Origin of the sequence: Corynebacterium propinquum DSM 44285 (assembly GCF_000375525.1) — a bacterium.
GTDB lineage: Bacteria > Actinomycetota > Actinomycetes > Mycobacteriales > Mycobacteriaceae > Corynebacterium > Corynebacterium propinquum.
In genome coordinates, this window is record NZ_AQXC01000001.1 from 377,032 (window position 1) to 401,212 (window position 24,181).

At 57.0% G+C, this 24,181-nt stretch carries 26 protein-coding genes; 4 read left to right on the plus strand and 22 right to left on the minus strand.

What is annotated here, in order from left to right; all coding sequences use genetic code 11:
• Window positions 1-6: 6 nt before the first annotated feature.
• The 15 genes from lgt to B142_RS0101800 form a co-directional block, all read right to left on the minus strand.
• Entirely contained in the window at window positions 7-924 is a 918-nt protein-coding gene (lgt, locus tag B142_RS0101730) for a prolipoprotein diacylglyceryl transferase (protein ID WP_018119817.1), read from the minus strand.
• A gap of 22 nt (window positions 925-946) precedes the next feature.
• Window positions 947-1,801: an indole-3-glycerol phosphate synthase TrpC gene (locus B142_RS0101735; RefSeq protein WP_425265847.1), complete on the minus strand. Its 855-nt coding sequence runs from the start codon at window positions 1,799-1,801 to the stop codon at window positions 947-949.
• 122 nt (window positions 1,802-1,923) lie between these two features.
• Window positions 1,924-2,622, minus strand: a complete 699-nt coding sequence (locus B142_RS0101740) for a TIGR02234 family membrane protein (protein ID WP_018119819.1) — start codon at window positions 2,620-2,622, stop codon at window positions 1,924-1,926.
• A 1-nt stretch (window position 2,623) separates the two neighbouring features.
• Window positions 2,624-3,019, minus strand: coding sequence for a phosphoribosyl-AMP cyclohydrolase (hisI, locus tag B142_RS0101745; protein WP_018119820.1), 396 nt, complete (start codon window positions 3,017-3,019; stop codon window positions 2,624-2,626).
• Window positions 3,016-3,837 carry an imidazole glycerol phosphate synthase subunit HisF gene (hisF, locus tag B142_RS0101750; RefSeq protein WP_018119821.1) on the minus strand — a complete coding sequence of 274 codons (822 nt, stop codon included), beginning with the start codon at window positions 3,835-3,837 and terminating at the stop codon, window positions 3,016-3,018. Before hisF ends, hisI begins: the two co-directional genes overlap by 4 nt.
• 17 nt (window positions 3,838-3,854) lie before the next feature.
• Window positions 3,855-4,676: an inositol monophosphatase family protein gene (locus B142_RS0101755; protein WP_018119822.1), complete on the minus strand. Its 822-nt coding sequence runs from the start codon at window positions 4,674-4,676 to the stop codon at window positions 3,855-3,857.
• 12 nt (window positions 4,677-4,688) lie between these two features.
• Entirely contained in the window at window positions 4,689-5,450 is a 762-nt protein-coding gene (priA, locus tag B142_RS0101760; protein WP_018119823.1) for a bifunctional 1-(5-phosphoribosyl)-5-((5-phosphoribosylamino)methylideneamino)imidazole-4-carboxamide isomerase/phosphoribosylanthranilate isomerase PriA, read from the minus strand.
• 40 nt (window positions 5,451-5,490) lie between these two features.
• Window positions 5,491-6,123 (minus strand): imidazole glycerol phosphate synthase subunit HisH, encoded by a 633-nt coding sequence (hisH, locus tag B142_RS0101765; protein WP_018119824.1) that lies wholly within the window; start codon window positions 6,121-6,123, stop codon window positions 5,491-5,493.
• Window positions 6,124-6,138: 15 nt separating this feature from the next.
• The gene (locus B142_RS0101770; RefSeq protein ID WP_018119825.1) at window positions 6,139-7,536 is read right to left on the minus strand and encodes an MFS transporter; all 1,398 of its coding nucleotides are present in this window, start codon (window positions 7,534-7,536) and stop codon (window positions 6,139-6,141) included.
• Between the two features lie 103 nt (window positions 7,537-7,639).
• On the minus strand, window positions 7,640-7,807 hold the full coding sequence (locus B142_RS13795; RefSeq protein WP_018119826.1) for a hypothetical protein: 168 nt from the start codon (window positions 7,805-7,807) through the stop codon (window positions 7,640-7,642).
• Window positions 7,807-8,412: an imidazoleglycerol-phosphate dehydratase HisB gene (hisB, locus tag B142_RS0101780; RefSeq protein WP_018119827.1), complete on the minus strand. Its 606-nt coding sequence runs from the start codon at window positions 8,410-8,412 to the stop codon at window positions 7,807-7,809. The genes B142_RS13795 and hisB overlap by 1 nt, the downstream gene beginning before the upstream one ends.
• Window positions 8,409-9,503: a histidinol-phosphate transaminase gene (locus B142_RS0101785; RefSeq protein WP_018119828.1), complete on the minus strand. Its 1,095-nt coding sequence runs from the start codon at window positions 9,501-9,503 to the stop codon at window positions 8,409-8,411. Before B142_RS0101785 ends, hisB begins: the two co-directional genes overlap by 4 nt.
• A 3-nt stretch (window positions 9,504-9,506) precedes the next feature.
• The gene (gene hisD, locus B142_RS0101790; protein WP_018119829.1) at window positions 9,507-10,916 is read right to left on the minus strand and encodes a histidinol dehydrogenase; all 1,410 of its coding nucleotides are present in this window, start codon (window positions 10,914-10,916) and stop codon (window positions 9,507-9,509) included.
• Between the two features lie 12 nt (window positions 10,917-10,928).
• Complete coding sequence (locus B142_RS11535; protein ID WP_018119830.1) at window positions 10,929-11,537, minus strand: hypothetical protein; 609 nt, start codon at window positions 11,535-11,537, stop codon at window positions 10,929-10,931.
• Window positions 11,538-11,540: 3 nt separating this feature from the next.
• Window positions 11,541-12,257 carry a hypothetical protein gene (locus B142_RS0101800; protein WP_018119831.1) on the minus strand — a complete coding sequence of 239 codons (717 nt, stop codon included), beginning with the start codon at window positions 12,255-12,257 and terminating at the stop codon, window positions 11,541-11,543.
• Window positions 12,258-12,505: 248 nt separating this feature from the next.
• On the opposite strand from B142_RS0101800, the gene B142_RS11540 reads away from it, so the two are divergent.
• From B142_RS11540 to B142_RS0101815, 3 genes are all read left to right on the plus strand, one after another.
• Window positions 12,506-13,168: a TetR/AcrR family transcriptional regulator gene (locus B142_RS11540; protein WP_018119832.1), complete on the plus strand. Its 663-nt coding sequence runs from the start codon at window positions 12,506-12,508 to the stop codon at window positions 13,166-13,168.
• A 3-nt stretch (window positions 13,169-13,171) separates the two neighbouring features.
• The gene (locus B142_RS0101810; RefSeq protein WP_018119833.1) at window positions 13,172-14,557 is read left to right on the plus strand and encodes a hypothetical protein; all 1,386 of its coding nucleotides are present in this window, start codon (window positions 13,172-13,174) and stop codon (window positions 14,555-14,557) included.
• 121 nt (window positions 14,558-14,678) lie between these two features.
• Complete coding sequence (locus B142_RS0101815; protein ID WP_018119834.1) at window positions 14,679-16,442, plus strand: BCCT family transporter; 1,764 nt, start codon at window positions 14,679-14,681, stop codon at window positions 16,440-16,442.
• 50 nt (window positions 16,443-16,492) lie between these two features.
• Here B142_RS0101815 and B142_RS13825 read toward each other — a convergent pair whose 3' ends face one another.
• Genes B142_RS13825 through B142_RS0101825 form a run of 3 tightly spaced genes read right to left on the minus strand, consistent with a single transcriptional unit; the run spans window position 16,493 to window position 18,419 of the window.
• Window positions 16,493-17,062, minus strand: a complete 570-nt coding sequence (locus B142_RS13825) for an MFS transporter (protein ID WP_018119835.1) — start codon at window positions 17,060-17,062, stop codon at window positions 16,493-16,495.
• Window positions 17,044-17,769 carry an MFS transporter gene (locus B142_RS13830; protein WP_018119836.1) on the minus strand — a complete coding sequence of 242 codons (726 nt, stop codon included), beginning with the start codon at window positions 17,767-17,769 and terminating at the stop codon, window positions 17,044-17,046. Before B142_RS13830 ends, B142_RS13825 begins: the two co-directional genes overlap by 19 nt.
• Window positions 17,766-18,419, minus strand: a complete 654-nt coding sequence (locus B142_RS0101825) for a flavin reductase family protein (RefSeq protein ID WP_018119837.1) — start codon at window positions 18,417-18,419, stop codon at window positions 17,766-17,768. Before B142_RS0101825 ends, B142_RS13830 begins: the two co-directional genes overlap by 4 nt.
• A 110-nt stretch (window positions 18,420-18,529) precedes the next feature.
• On the opposite strand from B142_RS0101825, the gene B142_RS11550 reads away from it, so the two are divergent.
• Complete coding sequence (locus tag B142_RS11550) at window positions 18,530-19,222, plus strand: GntR family transcriptional regulator (RefSeq protein WP_018119838.1); 693 nt, start codon at window positions 18,530-18,532, stop codon at window positions 19,220-19,222.
• A 255-nt stretch (window positions 19,223-19,477) separates the two neighbouring features.
• On the opposite strand, the gene B142_RS0101835 is transcribed toward B142_RS11550, so the two are convergent.
• The 4 genes from B142_RS0101835 to B142_RS0101850 all read right to left on the minus strand — a co-directional run bounded on the left by B142_RS0101835 (window position 19,478) and on the right by B142_RS0101850 (window position 24,175).
• Window positions 19,478-20,167: a S1 family peptidase gene (locus B142_RS0101835; RefSeq protein ID WP_018119839.1), complete on the minus strand. Its 690-nt coding sequence runs from the start codon at window positions 20,165-20,167 to the stop codon at window positions 19,478-19,480.
• 98 nt (window positions 20,168-20,265) lie between these two features.
• Window positions 20,266-21,114, minus strand: a complete 849-nt coding sequence (locus B142_RS11555; protein WP_018119840.1) for an ABC transporter ATP-binding protein — start codon at window positions 21,112-21,114, stop codon at window positions 20,266-20,268.
• A gap of 5 nt (window positions 21,115-21,119) precedes the next feature.
• Window positions 21,120-23,210 carry a dipeptide/oligopeptide/nickel ABC transporter permease/ATP-binding protein gene (locus B142_RS0101845; RefSeq protein WP_018119841.1) on the minus strand — a complete coding sequence of 697 codons (2,091 nt, stop codon included), beginning with the start codon at window positions 23,208-23,210 and terminating at the stop codon, window positions 21,120-21,122.
• Window positions 23,210-24,175: an ABC transporter permease gene (locus B142_RS0101850; protein WP_018119842.1), complete on the minus strand. Its 966-nt coding sequence runs from the start codon at window positions 24,173-24,175 to the stop codon at window positions 23,210-23,212. Before B142_RS0101850 ends, B142_RS0101845 begins: the two co-directional genes overlap by 1 nt.
• Window positions 24,176-24,181: the final 6 nt, after the last annotated feature.

A 24,181-nucleotide genomic window follows, 5' to 3' on the forward strand; every position in this document is an offset into this window, starting at 1 on the left:
CCAAGCTTACCCGGTTGCCGCAGCACTAGTCAGGGGTTTCGACGCAGCCGGTGCCTCCGGGTCCACAACACCATCCTGGACTTGCCTGCGGAAACGTTTGCCCAGAACCACAAACGCGGCAATCGCCAACACGAACGCCACCACAGACACCACCGCGTTAACACGCACCGCATCAAACAACAAGGTGGCTTCGTCGGCACGCATCAGCTCGATCCAGAAACGACCCGCCGTATAGCCAGCAACATAGAGCGCGAATACCTGCCCGCCGCCTAAACGGAAACGCTTGTGCGCCCAGAGCAAAAACACGAAAACCGCGAGATTCCACAGCAGCTCATACAGGAAAGTCGGGTGCACCGTCGTGATGATTTCCCCCGTGGAGCTACCAGCAATCGGCGCATAGTCACCGTTTTCATCCACACGACGATAAATTTCTAGCGCCCACGGGACATCGGTAGGCCGTCCATAGAGCTCCTGATTGAACCAGTTGCCCAAACGCCCAATACCTTGTGCCAACACGATGGCAGGCGCAGCCGCATCGGCGAAAGCGGCCAGGCGGATGCCGCGGATTTTAAACATCACTGCCACAGCAATGGTACCCAGAGCGATCGCACCCCAAATACCCAGACCGCCATTGGTAATGCGCAACGCATCAACCGGATCACAGTCGGCACAAAAATACTTATGATGATCCGTAAGAACGTGATACGCTCGCCCGCCGATCACACCAGCGGGAATCGCGAGAATTGCCGCATCCCACACCACATTCGAATCACCACCGGCGCGGACATACCGGGCTTGGGTGATATACAGCGCGACGATGATGCCAGCGATGATGCACAAGGCATACGCACGCAGCGGGAGCGGGCCTAATTGCCACACGCCTTGCGGTGGCGAGGGAATATTAGCCAAAAAATCTGTAGCCATGCCTTAGGATTCTGCCATAACCCTAGCCACGCACAACCGGGCAGGCTGGGTGCCGCCCCGCAGCCACCAAAGCTCGGGCAGTCGCAGCTGGATTCGGTGCTGACATTAACGCCTCACCAACCAACACGGCATCAGCACCCCAACCGGCATAACGCCACATCTCGCGGGCACCAAGCACCCCGCCCAAACCGATGCGGATCACGGACTCCGGCAGGTGCGGCACGATCGCAGCGAAACGATCCGGAGTCAACGTCCGCGATTCCAACCCACGAGCGTTAATTCCCACCACACTCACCCCCGCAGACACCGCGCGGCAGGCTTGTTCTGGGCTGCGCACCTCAGCTAACACGGTCATGCCAAGGCTTTCAATGCGATCCACGAGTGCTTCCAACCGGGCCTGCTCCAGCAGTTCCACCTGCAGCGGAACCATATCCGCACCAAAAAACCGCGCTTCGTGGATCTGATAAGGATCAACAATAATATCCCGGCACAGCATCGGCGCGGAGCTAGCAGCACGGGCGGTAGCCATATCCTCCAACGAACCACGGAAACGCAACCGCTCCGTTTGGCAGGCAATCACCGCCACACCTGCGGATTCAAAATCGTGCGCCAGGCTGGCGACGTCGGCAAGCGTATCCACCGCACCGAAATCGATCAGAGAATCCGTATGGCCAGCGCCTGTGGCACAAGTGCCGAAGGCATCGTCATAGCGCGCGGCAGGTTTCGCCCGTTTAATTTCGGCGATCACACTACAGCCGGGCTGGGACAGCAACGGCACCACCGGACGCGGCGCGGGCACCGCACGCGACAGCGCCTTGATGTCGGGAAAAGGCAAGCGGGCTTCACGGGCAGCGACATCTGCGAGGATACCTGCCACGATATCCTTCGCTGTCAGTGCCGTGGTGACCACTTGCTCACCCTTCTCTTTTTTCGTTAGGGCCTATGCTTTCTCAGTTTCTTTAAGTATTCCACATCACTATTCAGATCACCAAGGTGCACCTAATTTTTGGGGCTCTCGTTGGGGCTGTCGCTGTAGCCCCGATTGGGGTTGTCGCTGTGGCCCCGATTGGGGCTGTCACTGGGGTCAATATCAGCATCCAGCGCATCCCACAGCACACGGCCGGAATCCGGACTTTCTGCCAAATCCCGCTCGATTTTGTCCTCACGCGCAGCCTTGCGTTCATACTTATTCGCCGCAACAAGATCAGTACCGGGCCGCATCGCCAGCAACACCGAGGCAAACAACGCGACAGCACAAGCGACCAAGCTCAGCACGGGGCCCACAATCTGCGGTTCCACCGCGACCACAGTCGCCCATTCGCTGATGCCTTCCGCATTCACCGCAGTTTCATTCGTGGCAGCCGCACGCAGCACATTACGGGCATGCTCCGGATCCGGGGTTCCAGCGAGCATGCTCAGCCCCGACCAACTTGCCCCAATCGCAGCCAGCGCAGAAATTACCCCCACCACGCGGCGGCCCAGGCGTCGCAAAGCCAACCCAGCGACACAACCAGCAAGCATGACTAGGGCCAGTGCGGTGATCTCCATGGACCACTGCCCGCCACTAATCGCAATCGAGCGGCCACCTGCCAGGTCATCGGCGGTATCAGCCACCACCCAATCCATGCGGGAAGCACCCCACACACCGGCAGCACCCAGGCCTATTAACAGCGCAGAAACGCGATGCGAAAACATCATTTTAGGCTAGCAAAACGTCGGCATCGAAACACGTGCGATCACCCGTGTGGCACGCTCCCCCGCGTTGCCGGACCCGCAGCAGCACCGTATCGCCGTCACAATCCAGCGCCACCGATTCCACGTGCTGCGTGTTACCGGAGGTCAAGCCTTTGATCCAATATTCCTGGCGCGAGCGCGAATAATACGTGCCCCGCCGCGTCGCCAGCGTATAGGCTAGCGCGTGGGTATCCATCCAGGCGAGCATGAGCACTTCCCCGGTATCAGCAGCCTGCACCACGGCAGGCAGCAGGCCGTCGTCATTGAGTTTCAGGCGCGTGCCGACGGCTGGGTCCAACTCGTAATCGGCGGGATTATCGCTCGCTCCGCCGCCGGTCTGGCGGTTGTCTGTGGTACTCATCGCCGCACCGTCAATCCTGCATCCTGCATGGTTGCTTTCACCTCATCGATGGCTACTTCTCCGAAGTGGAAAATTGACGCTGCCAGCACCGCATCAGCACCAGCTGCAATTGCGGGTGGAAAATGCGCAGCTGCCCCGGCCCCGCCAGAAGCAATCACCGGAAGGCTCGTGTGCTCCCGGACCGCGGTAATCAGCTCCAGATCAAAACCTGCCTTGGTGCCGTCGCCGTCCATGGAATTCAGCAAAACTTCGCCAACCCCGAGTTCTTGGGCGGTACGTACCCACGCAATAGCATCCAGGCCTGCGGACTTCGAGCCACCATGGGTGGTGACCTCAAACCCAGACGGGGCATAATCTGCGGGGGCCAGGTGACCTGTGCCGCCTGTGTGGCCTTCTTCGCCGGTGGCAGGGTGTACCCGGCGCGCATCTACCGAAAGCACGATGCACTGGGAACCAAAGCGGCGTGACAGTTCCCGTAAAAGCTCCGGACGGGCAATCGCTGCGGTATTGATCGAGACTTTATCCGCACCAGCGCGCAACAATTCGTTCACATCATCCGCGCTGCGCACACCTCCGCCGACAGTAAGCGGGATAAACACCTGCTCGGCGGTAGAACGCACCACCTCCAGCATGGTGCCGCGGCCTTGCTTGGAGGCAGAAACATCCAAAAACGTCAGCTCGTCGGCGCCTTCGGCTTCATACCGGCGCGCTAGTTCCACTGGGTCGCCAGCATCGCGGAGTCCTGCGAAGTTGACTCCTTTGACCACGCGGCCGTCGTTGACATCCAAGCACGGAATCACCCGTGTTGCCAGGCTCATGACAATGCCTTTCTTATCTAATTCTCGCGCACCAAACGGTGCAGACGGTGGTGAATATCCGCGCTTCCGGCGATAATGCCATGCGACCGCGTCGTCCACGGCCTGCCTTCCAGGTCAGTGACCACCAACCCGGCCTCGGAGTTCAGCAGCGCACCAGCGGCGTTGTCCCACGGAAACGGCGAGAAATTCATGATGCCATCAAAAACACCTTCGGCGGCAAACGCGAGGTCCAACCCCACAGAACCGGTAATGCGGGTCGAAAGCCCCTGCGAGACAATATCTTCCAACATTTGCGCACGGCGATGCGCAGATACCTGATCCACGGCAGCCGATCCCACATTCGAAGCGCCGATGTGCCCATGCGGCCGGTGACGGGAAAAATGCTCGCCATTGCGCAGCACTCCCCCGCCAGCCACAGCGCTGATGCGTTTATGCAACAGTGGAAGCGCGATCATACCGACGACAGGACGGTAATTGGCCACCAGAGCCACATTGATCGCGCACATCGGATTACCCGCCGCGAAATTGGCAGTGCCATCAATTGGGTCAATCACCCAGGCGGGTTCCTCACCAATCTCACCACCGTGTTCCTCACCGCACACCGTGGCACCGGCAATGCCGTGCAACGTTTCCCGCAAATATTCCTCAATGCTGAAATCGACGGTCGTCACCGGCGATCCGCCGGATTTCCGACGCGCAGGCGCGGTGCCGAAGCCAGCACGAAACATCTCCTCGGCTTTCCCAAGGACTGTGTCCAACTGGGCCAAATACTGCAGCGACTGTTGCGTCGACAAGCCGTGCGCATGTGCCTCTCGTGCTGTGCTCTCGGATGCATCCATTACACACCGATCCTAGCCGCGTGTGGCCTTGCTTACTAGTCCATCCACCAACTCCAGCGCCTCGGACAAGCTAAAGCGGTCCTCATACAGGGCTTTGCCGATGATCACCGAATCAATTCCTTCATCGGCATGCTTTGCGACGGCGGCCACATCATCCAGACTCGAAATCCCGCCCGACGCGGTAATTTTGGCTTCTGTAGCGGCGCTGACATCTCGCAAAAGCTCTATATTCGGCCCCGACAGCGTGCCATCCTTCGACACATCGGTCACCACAAAACGCTGGCAGCCCGCAGCATCCAACCGCTCGAGCACTTCCCAGAGATCGCCACCATCGGTTTCCCAGCCACGCCCCCGGGTACGCCATTCACCGTCACCGTCGCGCAACACCGCAAGATCCACAGCCACCACGTCGGCATGCGAAGCAAGCACCTGGGCAATCCATTCTGGCTTTTCCAACGCGGCAGTACCGATATTCACCCGGCGTGCACCAGTAGCTAGTGCGCGTTCCAGGGAGGCGTCGTCACGAATACCACCAGTCAACTCAATGTTGACGCCGACTTCTGCGACAATCTCTGCCAACAACTCATGGTTGGAACCACGCCCAAATGCCGCATCCAAATCCACACAATGGATCCATTCCGCGCCCTGATCTTGCCACCGGCGCGCAGCAGCGATGGGATCACCGTAAGATTTCTCTGTTCCGGCAGCACCTTGATCCAAGCGCACAGCCTTGCCATCCACGACATCGACGGCAGGCAAAAGACTAAAACTCATGACAGATTCTTTCTTGTTTTTATGTCCCACACGCGGCACGCTACAGCGTGTTAATCCAGTTTCGCAGCAATTGCGAACCAGCCGCACCGGATTTTTCCGGGTGGAATTGCGTCGCCCACAGCGCACCGTTGTCGACGGCAGCCACAAAACGATCGCCATCATGCACCGACCAGGCTACTTTCGGCGGGGCCGCGAAATCCGTGCTGTCGAGTTCCCAAGTACGCACCCCATACGAGTGCACGAAATAGAACCGCTCGTCGTCGGCAAGCTCCGCAAACATGGGCGAATCCGGTTGTTGCACGGTATTCCACCCCATGTGCGGCAACACCCGCGCCTGCAAGCGCTCGACGGTACCCGGCCATTCACCGCAACCATCCGCGGCTTCGTCGTGTTCCACGCCATGCTCAAACAAAATTTGCATGCCGACGCAAATGCCCAGCACCGGGCGTTCACCAGCCAAGCGCTGGCCAATAATGCGGGGGCCGTGCACCTCACGCAACCCACGCATACAGGCCGCGAACGCGCCCACACCAGGCACAAGCAGACCATCAGCATTCAGGCAGGTGTTCGGGTCACGAGTAATTTCTACGTCCGCACCGACGTGTTCAAGGGCACGGTAGGCACTGCGGATATTTCCGGAACCATAATCAAGCAGGGCGACAGTCGGGCTCATGCCTGACAGTCTAGGCTATGGCTTCTTACCAAACCGCAAACGGGAAGCACTACGGCGCGAGACCCGCCACGCCCGGCCTGCGGTGCGCGCACCCGGCACCTGGCGCAGACGGCCACGGATATGGTGATAATCGGTGGTGCGATGCTTCCCGATATACGCATCCATGCAGGTCAAGATAATTAGCATGAAGACGATCCCGGCGGCCGCAAGGTAGGTTCCCCCGTAACCATATCCGGCGACCAAAGCGCCCAGGGCTAGCGAACCCAGGCCGGTGCCTGCATCATAAAAAATATTCCAGACCGCCGAGGCCTCAGAGAATTTGTGCCGTGGCAGCCGGTCAAACATAGACAACAAGGCTTCGTTTTGCATGCCACCGAAAGCAGCACCAAACAACAGCGCTGATAGAACCAACCACCAGATGGACCAACCGGCAAAAGTGGCCGTAGCCATCAACAGCATGCTGAACAACCCCAGGAACTGCATGGGGATCATCAACATGCCCGGTTTGCCCGTGCGGTCTGCCACGGTGCCGGAGACCAGGCGGAAGATAAATGTCATCGCGCCAATAAGCGAGAGCATGAAACCAGCCAACACGGCACCGGTTTCTGGGTCGGCCTCACGCACCGAGGCCGGCAAGAAGGCTGAAACCACGCCGTAGCTCATAGAAATACTGGTCATCGCCAGCGCAGGCACGAGGACCAATTTCCACATCGAAACCTGGACTACACCGGAACTTTCCTCATCCGCGGTGGCTGGGAAAAGCTTCGGTAAGCGGATAATCATCGCTACCGCAATCAGCGCCGTCGTGGCTGCCAGGTAGAACACGGTGTGATAACCCCAGGCATCCCCCATCATCAAACCGAGGGGCATAAACACCATCTGTGCGCCACCAACGAAAACACCCAGGATGCCAGTGGCTTTGCCCAACAGGCGGATGGGGACGAGCTCTGCGATCAACGCGGACTGTGCCACCGTAAGTGCACCGAACCCAGTACCGCGCAACGCGGAAAACAGCAGCACAACCCAGGGTTCCATGCCTAGCAGATGGCCTATTGCCGGAACGCCGAGCATGAAGGCAGACGCCATCATCACGGGGTTATAGCCAAATTTGCGCACCAACTGCGGGGTAAAAATCTGAATGGCGACCGTCGCGGCCATAAAAGAACCCGTGGCGCCACCGGCCAAGGTGGCAGAACCACCAGAATCGAGCACCGCCAACGGCAGTACAGGAAGTAACAAGGAAAAAGCACCGAATGCGGCGGCGATGGCCACCATCGTGGAGGTAAAACCGGGTACTTTCCAAATGGAAGCCGCCGGCGACTGCACTACCCGTGCGGGTTGCACGTCAGCAGACTGTTCTGGAGATTGTTCCGCAGACTGGTTGTTGTTTTCACCACCATGCTGTTGACTCATTGCCGCCATCGCCTCCTCACTGGTACTTCCGTGCGTGCTTAAAATTACACGAACGCCAGGCTTAGTAAAGCCATCGGGCGGGCGGACTACCTAGTCAACACTGCTACGGCATCTGCATCGTCATCATCCACACAGCCAGCACCGCAACCAGCACGGCGGCTACCGCAGCGATGATCGTCCATACCTTCGAGCCCGCCCGATACGCACTGACCGCACCGCCAGCAAGCATTCCCGCGACCAAAAACGTGACCAGTACCGAAAGATTTGCCATTACAGCGCACCCTTCGTCGACGGAATATGTCCGGCTTGTTTCGGATCAACAAGTACCGCGGTGCGCAAAGCCCTAGCAACCGCCTTGAATTCCGCTTCGGTGATGTGGTGCGGGTCGCGGCCATAGTGGCAGCGCACGTGCAGGGTCAACCCCGCGTGCTTGGCGAAGGTATCAAAGAAATGCTCATTCATCACCGTCGCATAGTGCCCACCAATAATCTGGTGCACCATGTGCTCTGGCTCGCCGGTAAAGACGCAATAGGGGCGACCGGAAATATCCACCACGGCCTCAACCAACGCCTCATCCATGGGTAACTGCTGCTGCCCAAACCGGGTAATTCCAGCCTTGTTCCCCAAGGCTTTCGCGAAAGCCTCGCCTAACACAATCGCGGTATCTTCCACGGTGTGGTGAGCATCAACCTCAATATCCCCACGCGCTGCGACCTGCAGCCCAAAACCACCGTGCACAGCAAAAGCGGTAAGCATGTGATCAAAAAACGGCAACCCGGTCGAAATATCGGCCGCGGCTGGACCGTCCAGGTTGATCTCTACCGAAATATCGGATTCGCTCGTGCTCCGCTGGTGGCTCCCACTGCGCACGCTCATCGCTGCACCTCCCGTGCTGCCTGCACAAAGGCCTCATTTTCTTCTGGTGTACCAATCGTCGCCCGCAGATACCCGGAAACGCCCACATCGCGGATGAGCACACCTCGATCCAAGAACTGCTGCCAGATATCGTGTTGATCAGCAAAATCGCCAAAAAACACGAAATTCGACTCGCTCGGCATTACTGTATAACCCAGTTTTTCCAGCTCGGCGACCACTTGATGGCGACCTGCAATCAGCTTGTCGACGTCGGCCAGCGTCTCATCAGCGTGGCGCAGCGCCGCACGTGCGGCCGCTTGTGTCAGCACCGACAGGTGATAGGGCAAGCGCACCAACTGCACAGCCTCCACGAAGGCGGGATCAGCGACAAAATAGCCCAGCCGCACGCCGGCAAAATCGAAAGCCTTCGACATCGTGCGCGAGACCACCAGCGTAGCAGGGTATTTCGCAATCAGCGTGGTCGCCGACGGGCTTCCGGAAAACTCCGCGTAGGCCTCATCAACAATCACGATGCCATCGACCGCATGCATGGCGCGGCACAACTGCTCGATCTCGTTCAATCCGGTCGGCGTGCCAGTCGGGTTATTCGGCGTCGTAATAAACAGCACCGACGGCTGATGCTCAGCGATGGCAGCCAACGCGGCGTCGATGTCGACGGTAAAATCTGCGCGCCGCGGGACGTTGAGAAATTCTGTATGCGTACCGGCCGCCAAAATCGGATGCATGGAATACGACGGCTGGAAGCCCAGCACGCTGCGGCCCGGACCACCAAATGCCTGCAATAATTGCTGCAGGATCTCATTGGAACCATTGGCTGCCCAGACGTTCTCGCCGGTGACCTCTACCCCAGTGCGCCGGGTGACGTAATCTGCCAAATCCGCGCGCAGCTGCACAGCGTCACGGTCCGGGTATCGGTTCAACCGGGTAGACAGCCGCTGGATTTCCGCCAACAGCGATTCCACCAGCGCCGGTGATGGCGGGTACGGATTTTCGTTGGTGTTTAACGCAACCGGAACGTCCAGCTGTGGTGCGCCATAGGCACGCTGGCCGCGGAGTTCTTCGCGCAACGGCAAGTGCGAAATATCGACCATCGCTTAACCCTCCGAAGCCTCTGCACTGCTGGTATCCGTGTTTTCTGGATTCTCAGCAAACCGCGCCCGGATCGCCTCACCGTGCGCAGGCAACTGCTCCGCCTGCGAAAACGCAATGACGTGTTCCGCGACCGCGCGCAAACCTTCCTGGTCATAATCAATCAGGTTGACTGGGCGCAGGAACGTGTGCGTCGACAAGCCAGACGAAAACCGTGCCGTGCCCCCGGTGGGCAGTACGTGGTTGGAACCGGCGACATAATCACCCAACGGCACGGGAGAGTACTCCCCGACGAAAATGGCACCGGCATGGCGCACGCGTTCAGCCACCTCGCGCGCATTGTCCGTGTGTACTTCCAGGTGCTCTGCCGCATAAGCATCGGCCACGCGAATGGCTTGCTCGATGTCATCGACCAGCACAATGCCGGATTGCTGCCCGCGCAGAGCTTGTTCGACGCGCGTGCGGTTGGCGGTGACACCATAGCGCTGCGTGATCTCATCGTTGACGCGTTCTGCGAATTCTTCGTCGGTGGTAATCAGCACGCTAGCGGCCATCTCATCGTGTTCGGCCTGCGAAATCAGGTCATAAGCCACCCACGTTGGGTTCGCGGTGTGATCAGCAATAATCGCGATCTCGGTTGGGCCTGCCTCCGAATCGATCCCGACCACGCCCTGCACCAAGCGCTTGGCGGCAGCGACATAAATATTGCCCGGGCCGGTGATCATGTCGACCGGCTCACACGCCGAGCCAGCAGCATCGCCACTAACAGCGCCAGCAGCACCTGCGGTATCCGCATCATCAGCAACATCAGAGCCGTACGCGAGCAGCGCAACAGCCTGCGCGCCGCCGACAGCCCAGACTTCATCAACCCCGAGCAACTGGCAAACAGCCAAAATCGTCGGGTGTGGCCAACCGCCACAATCTTCCTGCGGTGGGCTTGCCACCACCAGTGATTGCGCACCGGCTTCTTGCGCCGGCACCGCATTCATAATCACCGATGACGGATACACCGCCTGGCCACCCGGAACATACAATCCCACGCGTTCAACGGGGCGGAAAACTTCGGTCACCCGCGCGCCGTCGGCAAGAGTGGTGGTGTGGCTGGACGGTTTTTGTTCCCGGTGCACCCGGCGTGTGCGGGCAATCGCCTCGTCAATCGCGGCGCGCACATCCGGGTCCAGCCCACCGACAGCGCGGTCCATGATCTCCGCGGGCACACGCACCGAACGCGGACGCACGCGATCAAAACGCTCACCAAATTCCAAGGCAGCGTTGGCCCCACCCGATTTCACTGCATCAATAATCGGGGCAACCGTCGGCAAGACCGAGGTGATATCCGTTCCGCCGCGCGGCAGACTGCGCCGCAACTGGCTGGTGGTGGGCACCTGGCCTCGCAGGTCGATCGTGCTTAACACCGTGGTGGCTCCTTAATGCTGGCTAGGCGTCTTGTGGGTGTTTTCAACCTTATGGGTCTTTTGGATCTGCTGAGCCTTCTGACCGTTATCGTCTGTAGGTTCTGTGGGTTCTGTGGGTCCTGTGGTTTCCGCCGCAGGGCTAAGAACCTGTAACGACCAATACACCAGCATAGCCACGAACGGAGCCACCAGGTAACCCGAAATACCAGGTTTGGCCGCGGCCACCGTGGTGATAGTCGTCCCCGGAGCCAGCTGATCAGCCGAACCAATACCGTGCACACTCATGCCCACGACATCGCCAACCGCCAAAAACGACACCGCTCCGGCCAGGGCGACCACCCCAACCCACAACAGATCCACGAATTTTCGTGAACCTTGCATGAGATAGGCAAAAATCGCCAACGCCACAGACAGCACGATGGCGGCAATCACGAAAGAAGCAAAAGCGATGAAGTGGCTGGAATCCGAATAATCCGGAATCAGCCGCTCAGCACTGACCACTTCCGCCGAAAACGTTGGGCGCACAAGCCCCCACAGCGCACCGCCGAGGGAATAGACAATCAGCCCCAGCCCGATCAGGCCAGCACGATCACCGAGCCATCGCGGAATCTTCTGCTGCATAAATTACTTACAGAACTTCCACTGTCCGCCTTCGTGCTGAAAGCGATACAGAGCGGTATCTGGTCCCTGCTGGTTGCGAATAGTCACCGATGCGGAGGCACGGTCGCCATTGCGCTGGACATCAGTAACCGATTCGATATGCGCGTTGACTGGGGCAATCTGGAAAAGGTTGTCCATTGCCGCACGAGTTGCCGGATCTACGTTTTCTTCCTTGAAAGCATCGGCTCCGCCATCAATCTCATTCAGGACGGCGCTGCAGCTGTTTTTCGGCATATAGGTGAAAAAGTCCATCGGATTGGTCTGCTCGAATTGTCCGTCGAGCAAACGGCGAATCTCGGCAACCGTCTGCTCGTCGGCAGGCTGACCACCCTCCACAGGCGCGACGTTCATGCCTTGGGGGTTTCCGCCTGCAAAGGGGTTCACCGGCTGGCCGTTGTGTCCACCGTGATCACGGGTGCCACCATTTGCGGCTTGATCCTGTGGCTTCGGCTGATTTTCGGCAGGCTGATCTTTGCCCTTATCTTTTTCCTCTTTGTCTTTGTCGTCTTTGTGCTCTGGGTCCTCTGTGGGGGTTTCAGTAGCGGTCTCAGAGGTGCTGGTAACCGTCGAAGTATTTTTCGCAGCGGTCTCCTCGTCGGCCGACGAGCACCCCGCCACAATCAGTGGGGCCAGCGCAGCGACAGCCACAATGGCTTTTTTGGGCGTCAGGGACAGAGACATGAATGCTCCTTGCATACTCGGGAATAACACGCCATTCGGCAAAAATTGGATTCTCAGGTGTAACGTCACGTAATGCTAACAGCCTGAGCGTACGGTAAACATGAGAACTCCCTCGAAATATGCTGTGAGCGAAAAATGGTGTGCGCACTGAACTTTTTCGCACACATTCCAGCCAGCGCACATAAGCGTTTTCTACAGCATGAGCCCGCGAAAGTTTGCTCGGGTTATTTACCGTAAACTATGCAGTTGTGCAGCTATACCGCGAAACCATCATCGACCAGGCCCTAGAGCTTCTCGACGCCTATGGGCTGGCTGATATGACAATGCGGCGGGTAGCAAGCTCCCTAGGGGTTGCCGCGGGGGCTCTATATTGGCATATCGCAAACAAACAAGAATTAATTACAGCAGTAGCCCACAAAATCATCACCCCCGTCTTTGCACTTGCCGACGGGCTTGCTATCACCGCAGAATCTGAGCCTGCTCAACAACCGCCCAGCCCGCAAGAATTCTGCACCACCTTGCACGCCACGCTGTTAGCCCACCGCGACGGTGCCGAACTCGTACATGCGGCAGCGGCTCAACCCAACTCGCCATTATGGTCGCAATTGCACGATAGCTTGTCTGCCACGATCACCCACGAACTAAACCTGGCAGGACTCGCCCCAGGCAAAGCCCACACCACCGCGGATATTGCTGCTACCACTTCTTCTGCATTGCACTTGGTGTTTGGCGCGAGCATCATGGAGCAATCAGCACAGCAATTTCTGGAAGCCACCCAACCGGCCACTAAGCCCACACGCCCCGGGACCGCACGAAGCACAAACCTCCCCGGCACCGACGACGTCGAACGCGGCATTACCGTGTTATTAGCCGGGTTGCACGCCCGGTTACATGATCAGGAAGGAACTTAAGTCGTGACTCAAGCCCATAACGCCACGCTGACGGTATCGAACGAGGAAATCACGGTGATGCGCAGCGAGTTGTCCGCGGCTTTATACCGTGGTTCGCAGTCACGCACGGTATCAACCATCGCAATTTCCGAGATCACCGGCTTATCCGCAACCGAACCCACCGCTCTCAATTGTGGCAGCGTGCGGCTGGGTGGCGCCGGCGAAGAGATCATCTTTTCCCCTGGTGACAACGGCCGCAAAGCATTGCAGTCATTTATCGCCGATGTCCGCGACGCACAACAAGGCAATGCCCCGGCGGAAGGCGCAGTAGCGGGCCTGAATTTCGTGGCCTTCGCGGTTGCTACCGGTAATGACGCCTCCGGTGCTGGCACCACAGCGCAGGTTCACGCCATCGAATACACCGATGGCCAAGCTGGCGAGTCGAAGTCTTTCACCGCCGCAGAATTCGCCGAGTATCTACAGTCCACAGGCTCGCTTGCCGACGGCTCCAGTCCGCTCATCGCACACAATGGATTCGCACACGCTGCATTGTTACACCGAGCACTCGTGGACGCCGGTAGCAGCGCCCCGGAATTCACCTACGGCTGCACGCTCGCGCTCGCCCGCGAGGCCAGCACGCGGGCAGTCATTGCTGTTCGCAACCACGATCTGGCCACCGTAGCCCAGGCACTCGGGGTCACTGGCAGCACAGGCGATGCAGGCTCATCCGGGGCCGAGCCTCAATCTCAGGCTCGCTCCCAGTCCACGACCCAGGAAACGGATCCGGCCACAGCAGCACGGCTGACTGGCGAAGTATTGGTGCAACTGGCCCTGCGCGAACACCACCGTGGCAGCGTTTCCGAGCTGTTTTCCGGCATAAATTTTGCGCTGGGCCACATTTCCAACGGCACCCACCGCCCGGTGTTGCGTACCGATCTCAGCGAACTCGCCGGCGGCGGTGCCGAAAAAACCGCACGCACCGATGCTCCGACAAGCAGCGAAAACGAGGACCAGGCGGCGTCGGCAAGCAAAAAATCGGGAAAGAAAGCTGGCAACTCCGGCGGGGGCCAACCCGCCCCATGGCAGGCCGTGGCCACCCCAGATACGGTGCCGGAAGCCAACGACGATGCCGATTCCGACCACCCACTATTTGGCCAGCACGTCACACTCACTGGCGAGTTCGAGCCCTTTGATAAAGGCCGGTTGTGGTCCGATATCGCAGAACGCGGCGGCCAGGTAGGCAAAAACGTCACCAAGAAAACCACCGTGCTGGTAGTCGGTGAATGGGCGAAAAAGACCTCCAAGGAAAAACGTGCCGAAGAACTCAACGAAAAAGGCCAAGATATTGCCATCTGGCCAGCCTCGAAATTGCTGCACGTGTTAGGGCTGGACGAGCAGCCGCCGTTCTAAGGCTGGCGCAATGAGTTCTAGGGCTGGCGCGATAAACTCCCGAGGTGCAATACCGCCCCCGGCAAGGTGGGGCTAAGTATAATCCCTGCTAGAACTTTGCAACCTAGCTGGCAGGACAATCATGACGGCACCTTCTACTTCCCCAACCGGGTCCCCGACGGATTCCGCGGATAATAATCGCAGATTCCGGCTGCAGACCGACCCCTTTGTCTTTTTCACCGCAGCCATTTTCGTGATCGTTTTCGTCGCCGGAACCATCGCCTTTGGTGCCCGCGCCCGTGATCTTTACGGCAACGTCTCCGAAAGCTTGCTGGAAAATTTCGCGTGGCTATACATCGGCGGATTCTCAGTCATCTTCGTGTTCCTGATCGGAATCTTTGTCTCCAAATTCGGCAACTTGCGCCTGGGTGATGACGAAGACGAACCGGAGTTTTCGCTTCCTGTGTGGTTCGCGATGCTTTTCGCCGCCGGCCTCGGCGCAACCTTGCTGTTCTGGGGCGCGGCCGAACCGATCCATCACGCCTATAACCCACCGCGCGGTGAACTAGAGCCGATGAGTCAAGAGGCCATCACCCAAGCATTCGAATACACCTACTATCACTTCGCCGCCCACATGTGGGTCATTTTCGTGCTGCCTGGTTTGGCCATGGGCTACTTCATTTACAAGCGCAAAATGCCCGCACGCATCTCTTCAGTCTTTTCGCCGTTTCTGGGCGGCATGGTCTATCGCTGGCCAGGCAAGCTGATTGATGCGATGGCAATCATCGGCACTATCTTCGGTCTGGCGGTTTCCGTCGGCCTGGGTGTGCTGCAGATCAACGCTGGCCTGAATATCATGTGGGGCGTGCCGCTGGTCGGCTGGGTAGAAGTGCTGATCATCGTCGGCATCACCGTGATTGCCTCGATTTCCGTGGCCACAGGTCTGGATAAAGGCGTGAAAATCCTCTCCAACCTAAACATCCTGGGCGCAGTACTGTTGATGATCTTCGTGGCCGCGATGGGCCCAACACTGAAAGTCATAAACCACACCACGGAAGCTTTCGGCTTATATGCCAGCAGCTTGCCAGAACTGATGTTCTGGGTGGACTCGTACAACGAAAACCCAGGCTGGTTAAATTCCTGGACGGCCTTCTATTGGGCATGGACGATTTGTTGGTCGCCGTTCGTCGGCATGTTCATCGCCCGCATTTCCCGTGGGCGCACCGTGCGTGAGTTCATCGGTGGGGTACTCGCCTTGCCGACGATTTTCGTCATCGTGTGGTTCTCGATATTCGGCCGCTCCGCGATCGAAATGGAACTTGCCGCCCCCGGGGTACTCACCGGTCCTGTAGTCGAAGAAGGCAATACCCCAGTTGCGCTGTTCGCACTGTTAGAGCAATACCCGCTGTATGCCGTATCCGGCACACTGGCTTTGGCTGTGATCACAATCTTCTTCATCACCTCGATCGACTCCGCGGCCCTAGTGATGGATACTTTCGCCACCGGTGAAGAAGCCAAATCCCCCACCTATTACCGCGTCGCCTGGGCAATCGCTGTGGGTGTCGTGACCGCCGCGCTGTTGTTCATTAATGACGCTGGTATCCAAGCAATCCAGGAAGTGGTCACCATCGTCGCTCTGCCGTTTTTCATCATGCAGGGCTTCATCATGGTCTCGTTGTTGAAGGGCATGGGCGATGACTTCGCCGCCGAGAAACGTTTGCGCACCCGACGCTGGGAAAAGACCGATACCCCAGAAAAACTCGAGCAGGCAGAAAACAAGCCTGCTCCGGGCTACGACAAAGATGGCAACGAAGTCGAAGCCCCGGAATTCGAATACGACGAAGGCGACGGGTGGAAACTCACGGGCAACGTCACGGTCGAAACTGACGACGATAAAGGTGCATAAGATGCGGAGAGTTACACTGCGCATAGAAGCTTTGACAAAAACCAGCAGAGTTAATGCACACTGGCGTCTTTAGTCTCCTTCGCAAAGACACCCGCAATTAATGTCACACCGGCAACCACCACCAGGTAAATCTGGAACCAGAAATCCTTATCTGCGTTGCTGAGCCATTGGTTAACGTACGGGGCTGTACCACCGAAAATCGCGGTCGCTGCTGACAAGGTGGTAGCAACACCTGTGGCTCGGTATTTCATCGGTAAACTCTCCGCCCACAATGCACCATTGACCCCAAATAGCATTGCAAGAAACGTCAGCGAGACGACCATCGCGATCACTAGGGTTACAAATTCCCCATTAAGAATGTTATACAAAGGAATAGTCAGCAGGATAAACCCAATCGAAAAACCGATAATTAATGGCTTCCGCCCAATTTTGTCACCGAGCGCTCCGAACCCCAAGATCATAACCAAAAAGATTACTTGTGCCACAAGGCTGGCACTCAGCGTACTATCTGGGGATTGCTCGAATTTAACTTGAGCATGAGTTGGTAAGTAGAGCAACCAATTATAAAACATCAGGGATCCGCCCGCCGAAGTGACAAAAATCAGCAGCGGCCACGCCAATGCGCAAAAATCCCCGCCGTTTCATCGGTCGTCGACGAATGCGCTCGTCCACCATGGGTAGAGTTATCCTCAGTAGTTTCCACGATATTTTTACGAAGCCATAAAGCATAAAGTCCGAGTGCGCCCCCAATAAGGAATGGAATTCGCCAACCCCAGGAATCAATCGTTGCTTCACTTAACATGAGGTTAAGCAATAGCCCGACGATCGTTGCCAACATTGTGCCCATAACGACGCTGACCCATGAGGTCGAACCGAATAACGCCCGTTTTCCCTGAGGCGCACGTTCGACTAAATAAGTCATCGACGTACCCATTTCACCACCATGAGCAAGCCCTTGGAGTAACCGCGCAGCCACGAGAATTACCGCGGCCCAGACTCCAACTGATGCGGCAGTTGGAGCGAGCCCAACGACAAGCGATCCACCAGCAGTGAGCATCATTGCGACAAAAAGTGCTTGCTTTCGTCCGGCCTTATCGGCATATCTACCGAAGACAAAACCGCCAACTGGCCGTGCGATGAAGCCGATCGCAAACACCGCTAAGGTTGACAGCAATGCACTAGCAGGGTCATCATCGACGAAGAATTTTGCAGCAAAGTATGGTGCAAATATCGTATAAATATTCCAGTCGTACCACTCAAGCACATTGCCAAAATTTACGGCAAGAAGGTCTTTTAGCCGCCGTTGTGGTTTGGCTTTTGCACTCATGCCGAGCCTTCCAGACCAGATTGGGCATCACCATCTGCCCCGGGGACACGCATCTCGAAGGTTTCCCGCACGACTGTGTAGTCAAAGTACCCAAGGCGTGCAATCGGCATAATCTTCTCGATATCGATCTTTCCAGTTTCTGTAATCACAGCATCATCGATATGAATAACTTCAACCTTGGCAAAAACGATATCGATTGTGCCTACATTCGAATTTCCAGGTAGCCGATGGGTTGAAAGATAACGACACTCAAACTTAATCGGAGACTCTTTCACCATTGGAATATTGCCGTTATCCGAATATTCTTTGGTGACGTCAAGGTGGTCCCATTCACTCTCCGAAGGTGCTAACGCCATGGCTGTTTTATTCACGTCTTCACGAAGATCATAGGTTGCCATGTTCCACACAAACCACCCAGTTTTCTCTGCGTTGAGCACCGTGTCTTTACGTCGACCATCCGGGTATTGATTGGCGGAAAACATTACCATCGGCGGGTCAAAAGTAAGATTTTGCCACTGACTGTATGGCGCAATGTTTTCTTGGCCGTCTTCACTCACGGAAGACAACCAACCGATTGGACGCGGAACCGTACTCGATTTGAACGGTGAAAACGGCAGCGGATTCTTTTCCTGATTTGGGTGCCACTTCATAACAAGCCCTTTCTAGTGAACTGCATCTCACCTTTATGTATATCATAAATATATTTCGCGTATACAATTACGGCGTTTGTTCCCCCACGATTTCTTTGCGAAAATTAAGTGTGAGCAAATCAGACGATGCGTACCAGCAGTTATGCCGAGACATAGAATTCGGAGATCTTGCACCTGGAGATTTATTCACAGAAGCAGACCTCAGTGAACGTTTAAGAATTGGCCGGACACCACTACGCGAGGCTCTTCAACGACTTACTCGTGAACACATCATCTCTGTTCGTGGACGTGCTGGAATCCAAATTCCGCCCTTATCTGTTGACGATCAGCTAGGTCGTCTCGAAGTTCGGCGTGCACTGGAATGCCTAACCGTAGCCTTAAGTACCGAGCGTGCCTCAGTTTCAGATTTACGGGCCCTCAAAGACATTGAAGGAGCATTGAAACCTGCGAATGAAGCGCATGAATACCTTGAACTACTTCGCAAGACTCAAGAACTCATTTTGTCCTACACAGGGAACGCTTATTTGCAGGAAGCGATGAAACCGCTGTTGTTGCTATCTCGTCGATTTTGGCGTGCCCATCTTGATTTATTCGATGAAAGCGTGACCTTAGGAAAGCACCACCATCTGGAGATCATTAAAGCAATACTTCGCCGAGATTCTACTCACGCACAACAAGCGGCTCTTGGGCTTAACGACTACCTAATCGACTTCACCCTTGACGTTGTGAAGAAACAAGCATCAATCGTGCGTAATGGAGAATGGTTATTTTCCCGTCATGCAGACAGGCCAACGATCGCTTAATTATCCAGGTGGGGGCGATTGCGAACCAACGCCCCAAAAGCTTCTTCCCTGGTCGACGATACACTGCGGGGATAAAGACCCTATTAGGCAGAAAACAAGCCCGCGCCGGGCTACGACAAAGATGGCAACGAAGTCGAAGCCCCGGAATTCGAATACGACGAAGGCGACGGGTGGAAACTCACAGGCAACGTCACTGTCGAAACTGGCGATAATAAATAAGCGATAAACCGTCAGGCGGCAGGCAGGCGAACTGTGTTAGAAATTCGCGGTGTCGCCTGTCGTTGCCAATTTTTCCGCGATCCAGTCTTTTTGCGCCGCAATATCAGCGAGGTTCAGTGGCACGCCGTTGCCAGAGATTGCCGAGGCCACACCCGCTAGCTTTCCATCGATAAAAAGCGGCCCGCCGGAATCGCCTGGCTTGGAATAGGCACCATCTTGGTGGTGCACAACAAACATTTTGCCGTTGGTATAACTGCCGTCTTGGTAGCTACCTTGCACTTGCGCGGTCGATTGCTGCAAGTAATTGTGTGCTCGATTATCCCAACCATAGAAGGTTCCGGTCTGTCCAGCCTGGGGCGATTCGGAGGCCAATTGTGGGTAGCTGTCAAAATCAAAGGCAGAATACATGGACATCCGCACAAGCGAAATGTCTCCGCTTGGGGCATAGAAAGTTTCCTGTGAGCCTTTGCGGCCGCCCTTTTTGTCGATGCCCGCAGTGATCGGCATCGGGTGGTTGCCTTCACGGAAGCAGTGTTTTGCGGCGAGGACCCAGTGTGGGCTGATGGCGGTACCCGTGCAGCCGCCAATGATGACGATATTTTGTGCATTTTTGTCATCGGGAGAGACGTCATGGCCTCCCCGAACGGCATTGGCTTGCGGCGCGACCGCACCGGTGACAGCAACAGCAATGGCGCTCAGAACGAGCGCAACCTTCTTTAATCTCATACCTCAGAGACTAATAGGTTTCTTTTACTATTCCAAGAATTGTTAACTATCACTCATTTTTCGCACAAATGCCGTAGAGTTTTCTGGGATTCTCCGCGCTATTCTCCCAGTAACGACGGAACCGAGCCCAGCAGCTCACGCGTGTAGCTGTGCTGCGGGTTGGTGAAAATTTCCTCGGTGGTATTTTCTTCCACGATTTCCCCGCCGAGCATCACGCAAATGCGGTCGGATACATAACGCACGGTATTAATATCGTGAGAAATAAACACCAGGCCTAGGCCCATTTCACGCTTCAGATCCAACAACAGGTTCAGCACCTGCGCGCGCACGGACACATCCAGCGCTGACGTCGGCTCATCCGCAATGATCACATCCGGCTCTAGCACCAGCGCACGGGCAATTGCGACGCGCTGGCGCTGGCCACCGGAAATCTGCCGCGGTAACACATTCAACGCCGATTGCGGCAAACCGACCAGCGAAAGCAGCTCCCGCACGCGGTTGAGCCGGTCGCTATGCGATCCCACCCCGTGCACATTCAACGGATCAAGTAGCTGTTGTTGCACACTCATGCGCGGGTTCAACGAGGTCGCTGGGTCTTGGAACACCACCGACACCGACCTGCCCATTTTCTTGCGCGCAGACCTACCCCAGCCGAGTTGCTCGCCTTTAAACAGCACCTCGCCAGAAGTCGGCTTTTGCAACCCAACCATGACTTTCGCCAACGTGGATTTACCACAGCCGGATTCACCGACGATGCCGACGATGTCGTTGCGGTAGATCTGGAAATTAATGTGCTTATTGGCCTGTACTTTATTCGGACTGAACAAACTACCGGTCCGGGTTTTAAAGACCACGCTGGTATCGCGCAGCTCAAGTACTGGCTCGCCGAGACCAGAATTCTGGTTTGGCTGGACCGGGTCATTCTGCTTGTTATCCAACTGACTCATAGCCACTAGCCTTCCTGCTTCGAGCTACCCGACACGGAACGAGATTGCGAGTCTGCGCCACCGCCTGCACCACTGCATACGCCACCACGCGCAGCTTCCAGCTCGTCGGTGCTCGCATAGTAATGAGTCGAGCTTTGTGCATCACCGACCACACGCAGCGTCGGTTTTTCCTCCAAGCCCAATTCGGGATACGACGAGCGCGGCGCGAACCGATCACCGTTGACGAACTCCGTCGGCGACGGCACTGTGCCTGGGATCTGATACAGCCGCTGTGCATTGGCTTCGACAGACAGCACGGCGCCGAGCAGCCCGCGGGTGTATTCATGCGTCGGGTTACCCAAGATCTCAGACGTCGCGCCTTGCTCAACCACCTGTCCGGCATACATCACGGTGATTTTATCCGCCATGCGCGCGACCAAAGCGAGGTCATGCGAGACGAAAATCATCGCAAAGCCCAGCTTCTTTTGCAGATCATTAAGCAATTCGACGACTTGCTTCTGCACTGTCACATCCAGCGCAGTCGTCGGCTCGTCGGCAATCAGCAAACGCGGGTTGCGCGTCAACGCCATGGCGATGAGCACGCGCTGGCGCTGACCACCAGAAAGCTCGTGGGGGTAGGACTTCAAGGTGCGATCCGGATCCAATCCCACAAGCTCCAGCAGCTCCCGGGCACCACGCTTACCACCACGTTTAATCAGCTGAGCCATCTGCGCTTTAATCAGCATCGACGGGTTCAACGATGACAATGCGTCCTGGTAGATCATCGCGATTTCATGGCCACGCAACTTATTGTGCTCTTTGTCGTTAAGCTCCAGCACGTTGTTTCCGTCGTAGCGCACCTCGCCAGTTTTCACGGCTGACGCCGGCAGCAGACCCATGATCGACATGGCGGAAATGGATTTTCCGCAGCCGGATTCTCCCACCAGTCCTAGCGTTTCACCGGGCGCGACGGAGAAATTCACCCCGTCGATAATGTCCACAGAACCGTGCGCATCCGGGAAGCTGATGCGCAGATCTTTTACCTCCAGGAGCGGAGTTTTCTTCGCGGACCCGTCCGCACTCGCATCTCCAGATTCCCGCTTGTGCGTCACCATGGCCGAGCCCCGCAGCGCAGCCAAAGACTGCTGCAACGCTGCTTGGGATTCTTCCCGAGAGGTGGCACCCAGGGTTTTTACGGCAGCAGCTTTTTCTGCTTGCTCGGCTGCTTTCGCATCATCAGCAATCGGCTTGCGCGCTGGTGGTGAGGCCAAAGCGTCGGTCATGCCTTCGGACATGATGTTCAGGCACAGCACGGTGACTAGCAGCATCAGACCTGCGAAAAACGTTGGCCACCACGCGCCAGTAAGCAAGATTCCTTGCCCATCAGACAAGATATTGCCCCAGGACGGATTCGGCGGTGCCACACCGGCGTTGATAAATGACAGCGACGCTTCCAGCACAATCGCATCAGCAACCAGCACCGTAGCAAACACCAACACCGGTGCAATGCAGTTACGCGCAACTTGCTTGAGCAAAATATGTGGCGTCGACGCGCCCATCACACGCGAGGCTGAAACGTAGTCTTCGCCGAACTGCCCCAACACATTCGCGCGAATAATGCGCGAGAGCTGCGGGGTGTATACGAAGCCAATCGCGATAATCAGAATCGCGACGTTATTGCCCCACACGGCGACGAACACTGCTGCCAGTGCGATAGCCGGAAAGGACATCACGATGTCCAAAAAGCGCATCAGCACTTCCGAGACCACTTTGTTCGACGTCGCTGCGATTGAGCCCAATACCGCGGCAGCCAGCAGCGCCAAGCCTGTGGCAAGTAAACCAATCAGCAGCGAGGAACGCGCCCCGTAGATGACGCGCGATAAGATATCGCGGCCAACGGAATCGGTGCCAAATGGATGCTCGCCGGATGGTGGTTGGATCGGGGTGCCGGTAGCCAGCGGATCATGCGGTGCGATCAGTGGTGCACACACGGCCGCCAGCACCACGATGCCCAGAACCACCATGGAAATCTTGGATTTCAGCGGCAAGTTTTTCAGGCCGGTAAACCGCGCACCGGCTTTATTCTCCAGGTTCTGTGTGGTTTTTGCTCGTAGCATCAGATGCTCCTAATCCGTGGATTCACCAGCACGTAGAGAATGTCGACGATGATGTTGATGATGATGAACGCGATCGCCACCACCAATGTGACGCCTTGGACCAGGTAGACGTCGTTACGCACAACGCCGTCCAGGATCAGCTGGCCCATTGCCTGGATATTGAAAATGATCTCGATGACGGCAGCACCACCCATGAGGTAGCCCACGCGCAGACCCAGCACCGTGATCGGGGTGATCAAAGCGTTACGCAAAACGTTGCGTCCAATGACGGTTCCGCGCGGAACGCCCGCACCGATTGCCATGCGGACATAGTCTTTGTCGAGTTCTTCCACCATGGAGGTTCGCACCACGCGGGTCAGCGAACCAGCCACCGGCACCGCGAGTGCCACCGCGGGCAGGAAGATATTGTTCGCCCAGGTCGCTGGGTCCTGGCTAAACGGCACCCACCTGGCTACGACGGCGGGAAATGCTCCCCAACCGCCGGGGATGGTGCCGAGCCACTGGATCAACAGAATCGCCAACCAAAACGACGGGGTCGCCAGTGCGGCGATCGACAGCACACGGATAACCTGATCTACCCATTTTTCGCGGTAGATCGCAGCCAAAACACCCAAGATCACCGACACCACGACGGCCAACAACAAGCCGGTGAAAGTCAGCTGCAGCGTGATGGGAAACGCGTGGGCAATTCGCTCAGTCACCGGCACGCCGCCAGACGACAGGCCCAGATCTCCCTGCATCATGTTGACCAAGAACTGGCCATAACGCACGAGCAGCGGATCGTTTAATCCATGTTCTTCACGGTAAGCCTCCAAAGCGGCCGGCGATGCGGTTTCGCCTAACGCTAGACGTGCCGGGTCCGCAGGCGAAAACGACATGATGAAAAACACCAGGAACGTTACGCCCAAGACCATTATCGGCAGCGCCAGCAGCCTGCGCCCAATGAGGCGGATGAGATGAGACATTCAGTC

What these genes read in the sequence shown, in the direction of transcription:
- lgt (WP_018119817.1), bottom strand. Translation starts at nt 924, where the DNA reads ATGGCTACAGATTTTTTGGCTAATATTCCCTCGCCACCGCAAGGCGTG.
- B142_RS0101740 (WP_018119819.1), bottom strand. Translation starts at nt 2,622, where the DNA reads ATGATGTTTTCGCATCGCGTTTCTGCGCTGTTAATAGGCCTGGGTGCT.
- hisI (WP_018119820.1), bottom strand. Translation starts at nt 3,019, where the DNA reads ATGAGTACCACAGACAACCGCCAGACCGGCGGCGGAGCGAGCGATAAT.
- hisF (WP_018119821.1), bottom strand. Translation starts at nt 3,837, where the DNA reads ATGAGCCTGGCAACACGGGTGATTCCGTGCTTGGATGTCAACGACGGC.
- B142_RS0101755 (WP_018119822.1), bottom strand. Translation starts at nt 4,676, where the DNA reads ATGGATGCATCCGAGAGCACAGCACGAGAGGCACATGCGCACGGCTTG.
- priA (WP_018119823.1), bottom strand. Translation starts at nt 5,450, where the DNA reads ATGAGTTTTAGTCTTTTGCCTGCCGTCGATGTCGTGGATGGCAAGGCT.
- hisH (WP_018119824.1), bottom strand. Translation starts at nt 6,123, where the DNA reads ATGAGCCCGACTGTCGCCCTGCTTGATTATGGTTCCGGAAATATCCGC.
- B142_RS0101770 (WP_018119825.1), bottom strand. Translation starts at nt 7,536, where the DNA reads ATGAGTCAACAGCATGGTGGTGAAAACAACAACCAGTCTGCGGAACAA.
- B142_RS13795 (WP_018119826.1), bottom strand. Translation starts at nt 7,807, where the DNA reads ATGGCAAATCTTTCGGTACTGGTCACGTTTTTGGTCGCGGGAATGCTT.
- hisB (WP_018119827.1), bottom strand. Translation starts at nt 8,412, where the DNA reads ATGAGCGTGCGCAGTGGGAGCCACCAGCGGAGCACGAGCGAATCCGAT.
- B142_RS0101785 (WP_018119828.1), bottom strand. Translation starts at nt 9,503, where the DNA reads ATGGTCGATATTTCGCACTTGCCGTTGCGCGAAGAACTCCGCGGCCAG.
- B142_RS11535 (WP_018119830.1), bottom strand. Translation starts at nt 11,537, where the DNA reads ATGCAGCAGAAGATTCCGCGATGGCTCGGTGATCGTGCTGGCCTGATC.
- B142_RS0101800 (WP_018119831.1), bottom strand. Translation starts at nt 12,257, where the DNA reads ATGTCTCTGTCCCTGACGCCCAAAAAAGCCATTGTGGCTGTCGCTGCG.
- B142_RS0101815 (WP_018119834.1), top strand. Translation starts at nt 14,679, where the DNA reads ATGACGGCACCTTCTACTTCCCCAACCGGGTCCCCGACGGATTCCGCG.
- B142_RS13830 (WP_018119836.1), bottom strand. Translation starts at nt 17,769, where the DNA reads ATGAGTGCAAAAGCCAAACCACAACGGCGGCTAAAAGACCTTCTTGCC.
- B142_RS0101825 (WP_018119837.1), bottom strand. Translation starts at nt 18,419, where the DNA reads ATGAAGTGGCACCCAAATCAGGAAAAGAATCCGCTGCCGTTTTCACCG.
- B142_RS0101835 (WP_018119839.1), bottom strand. Translation starts at nt 20,167, where the DNA reads ATGAGATTAAAGAAGGTTGCGCTCGTTCTGAGCGCCATTGCTGTTGCT.
- B142_RS11555 (WP_018119840.1), bottom strand. Translation starts at nt 21,114, where the DNA reads ATGAGTCAGTTGGATAACAAGCAGAATGACCCGGTCCAGCCAAACCAG.
- B142_RS0101845 (WP_018119841.1), bottom strand. Translation starts at nt 23,210, where the DNA reads ATGCTACGAGCAAAAACCACACAGAACCTGGAGAATAAAGCCGGTGCG.
- B142_RS0101850 (WP_018119842.1), bottom strand. Translation starts at nt 24,175, where the DNA reads ATGTCTCATCTCATCCGCCTCATTGGGCGCAGGCTGCTGGCGCTGCCG.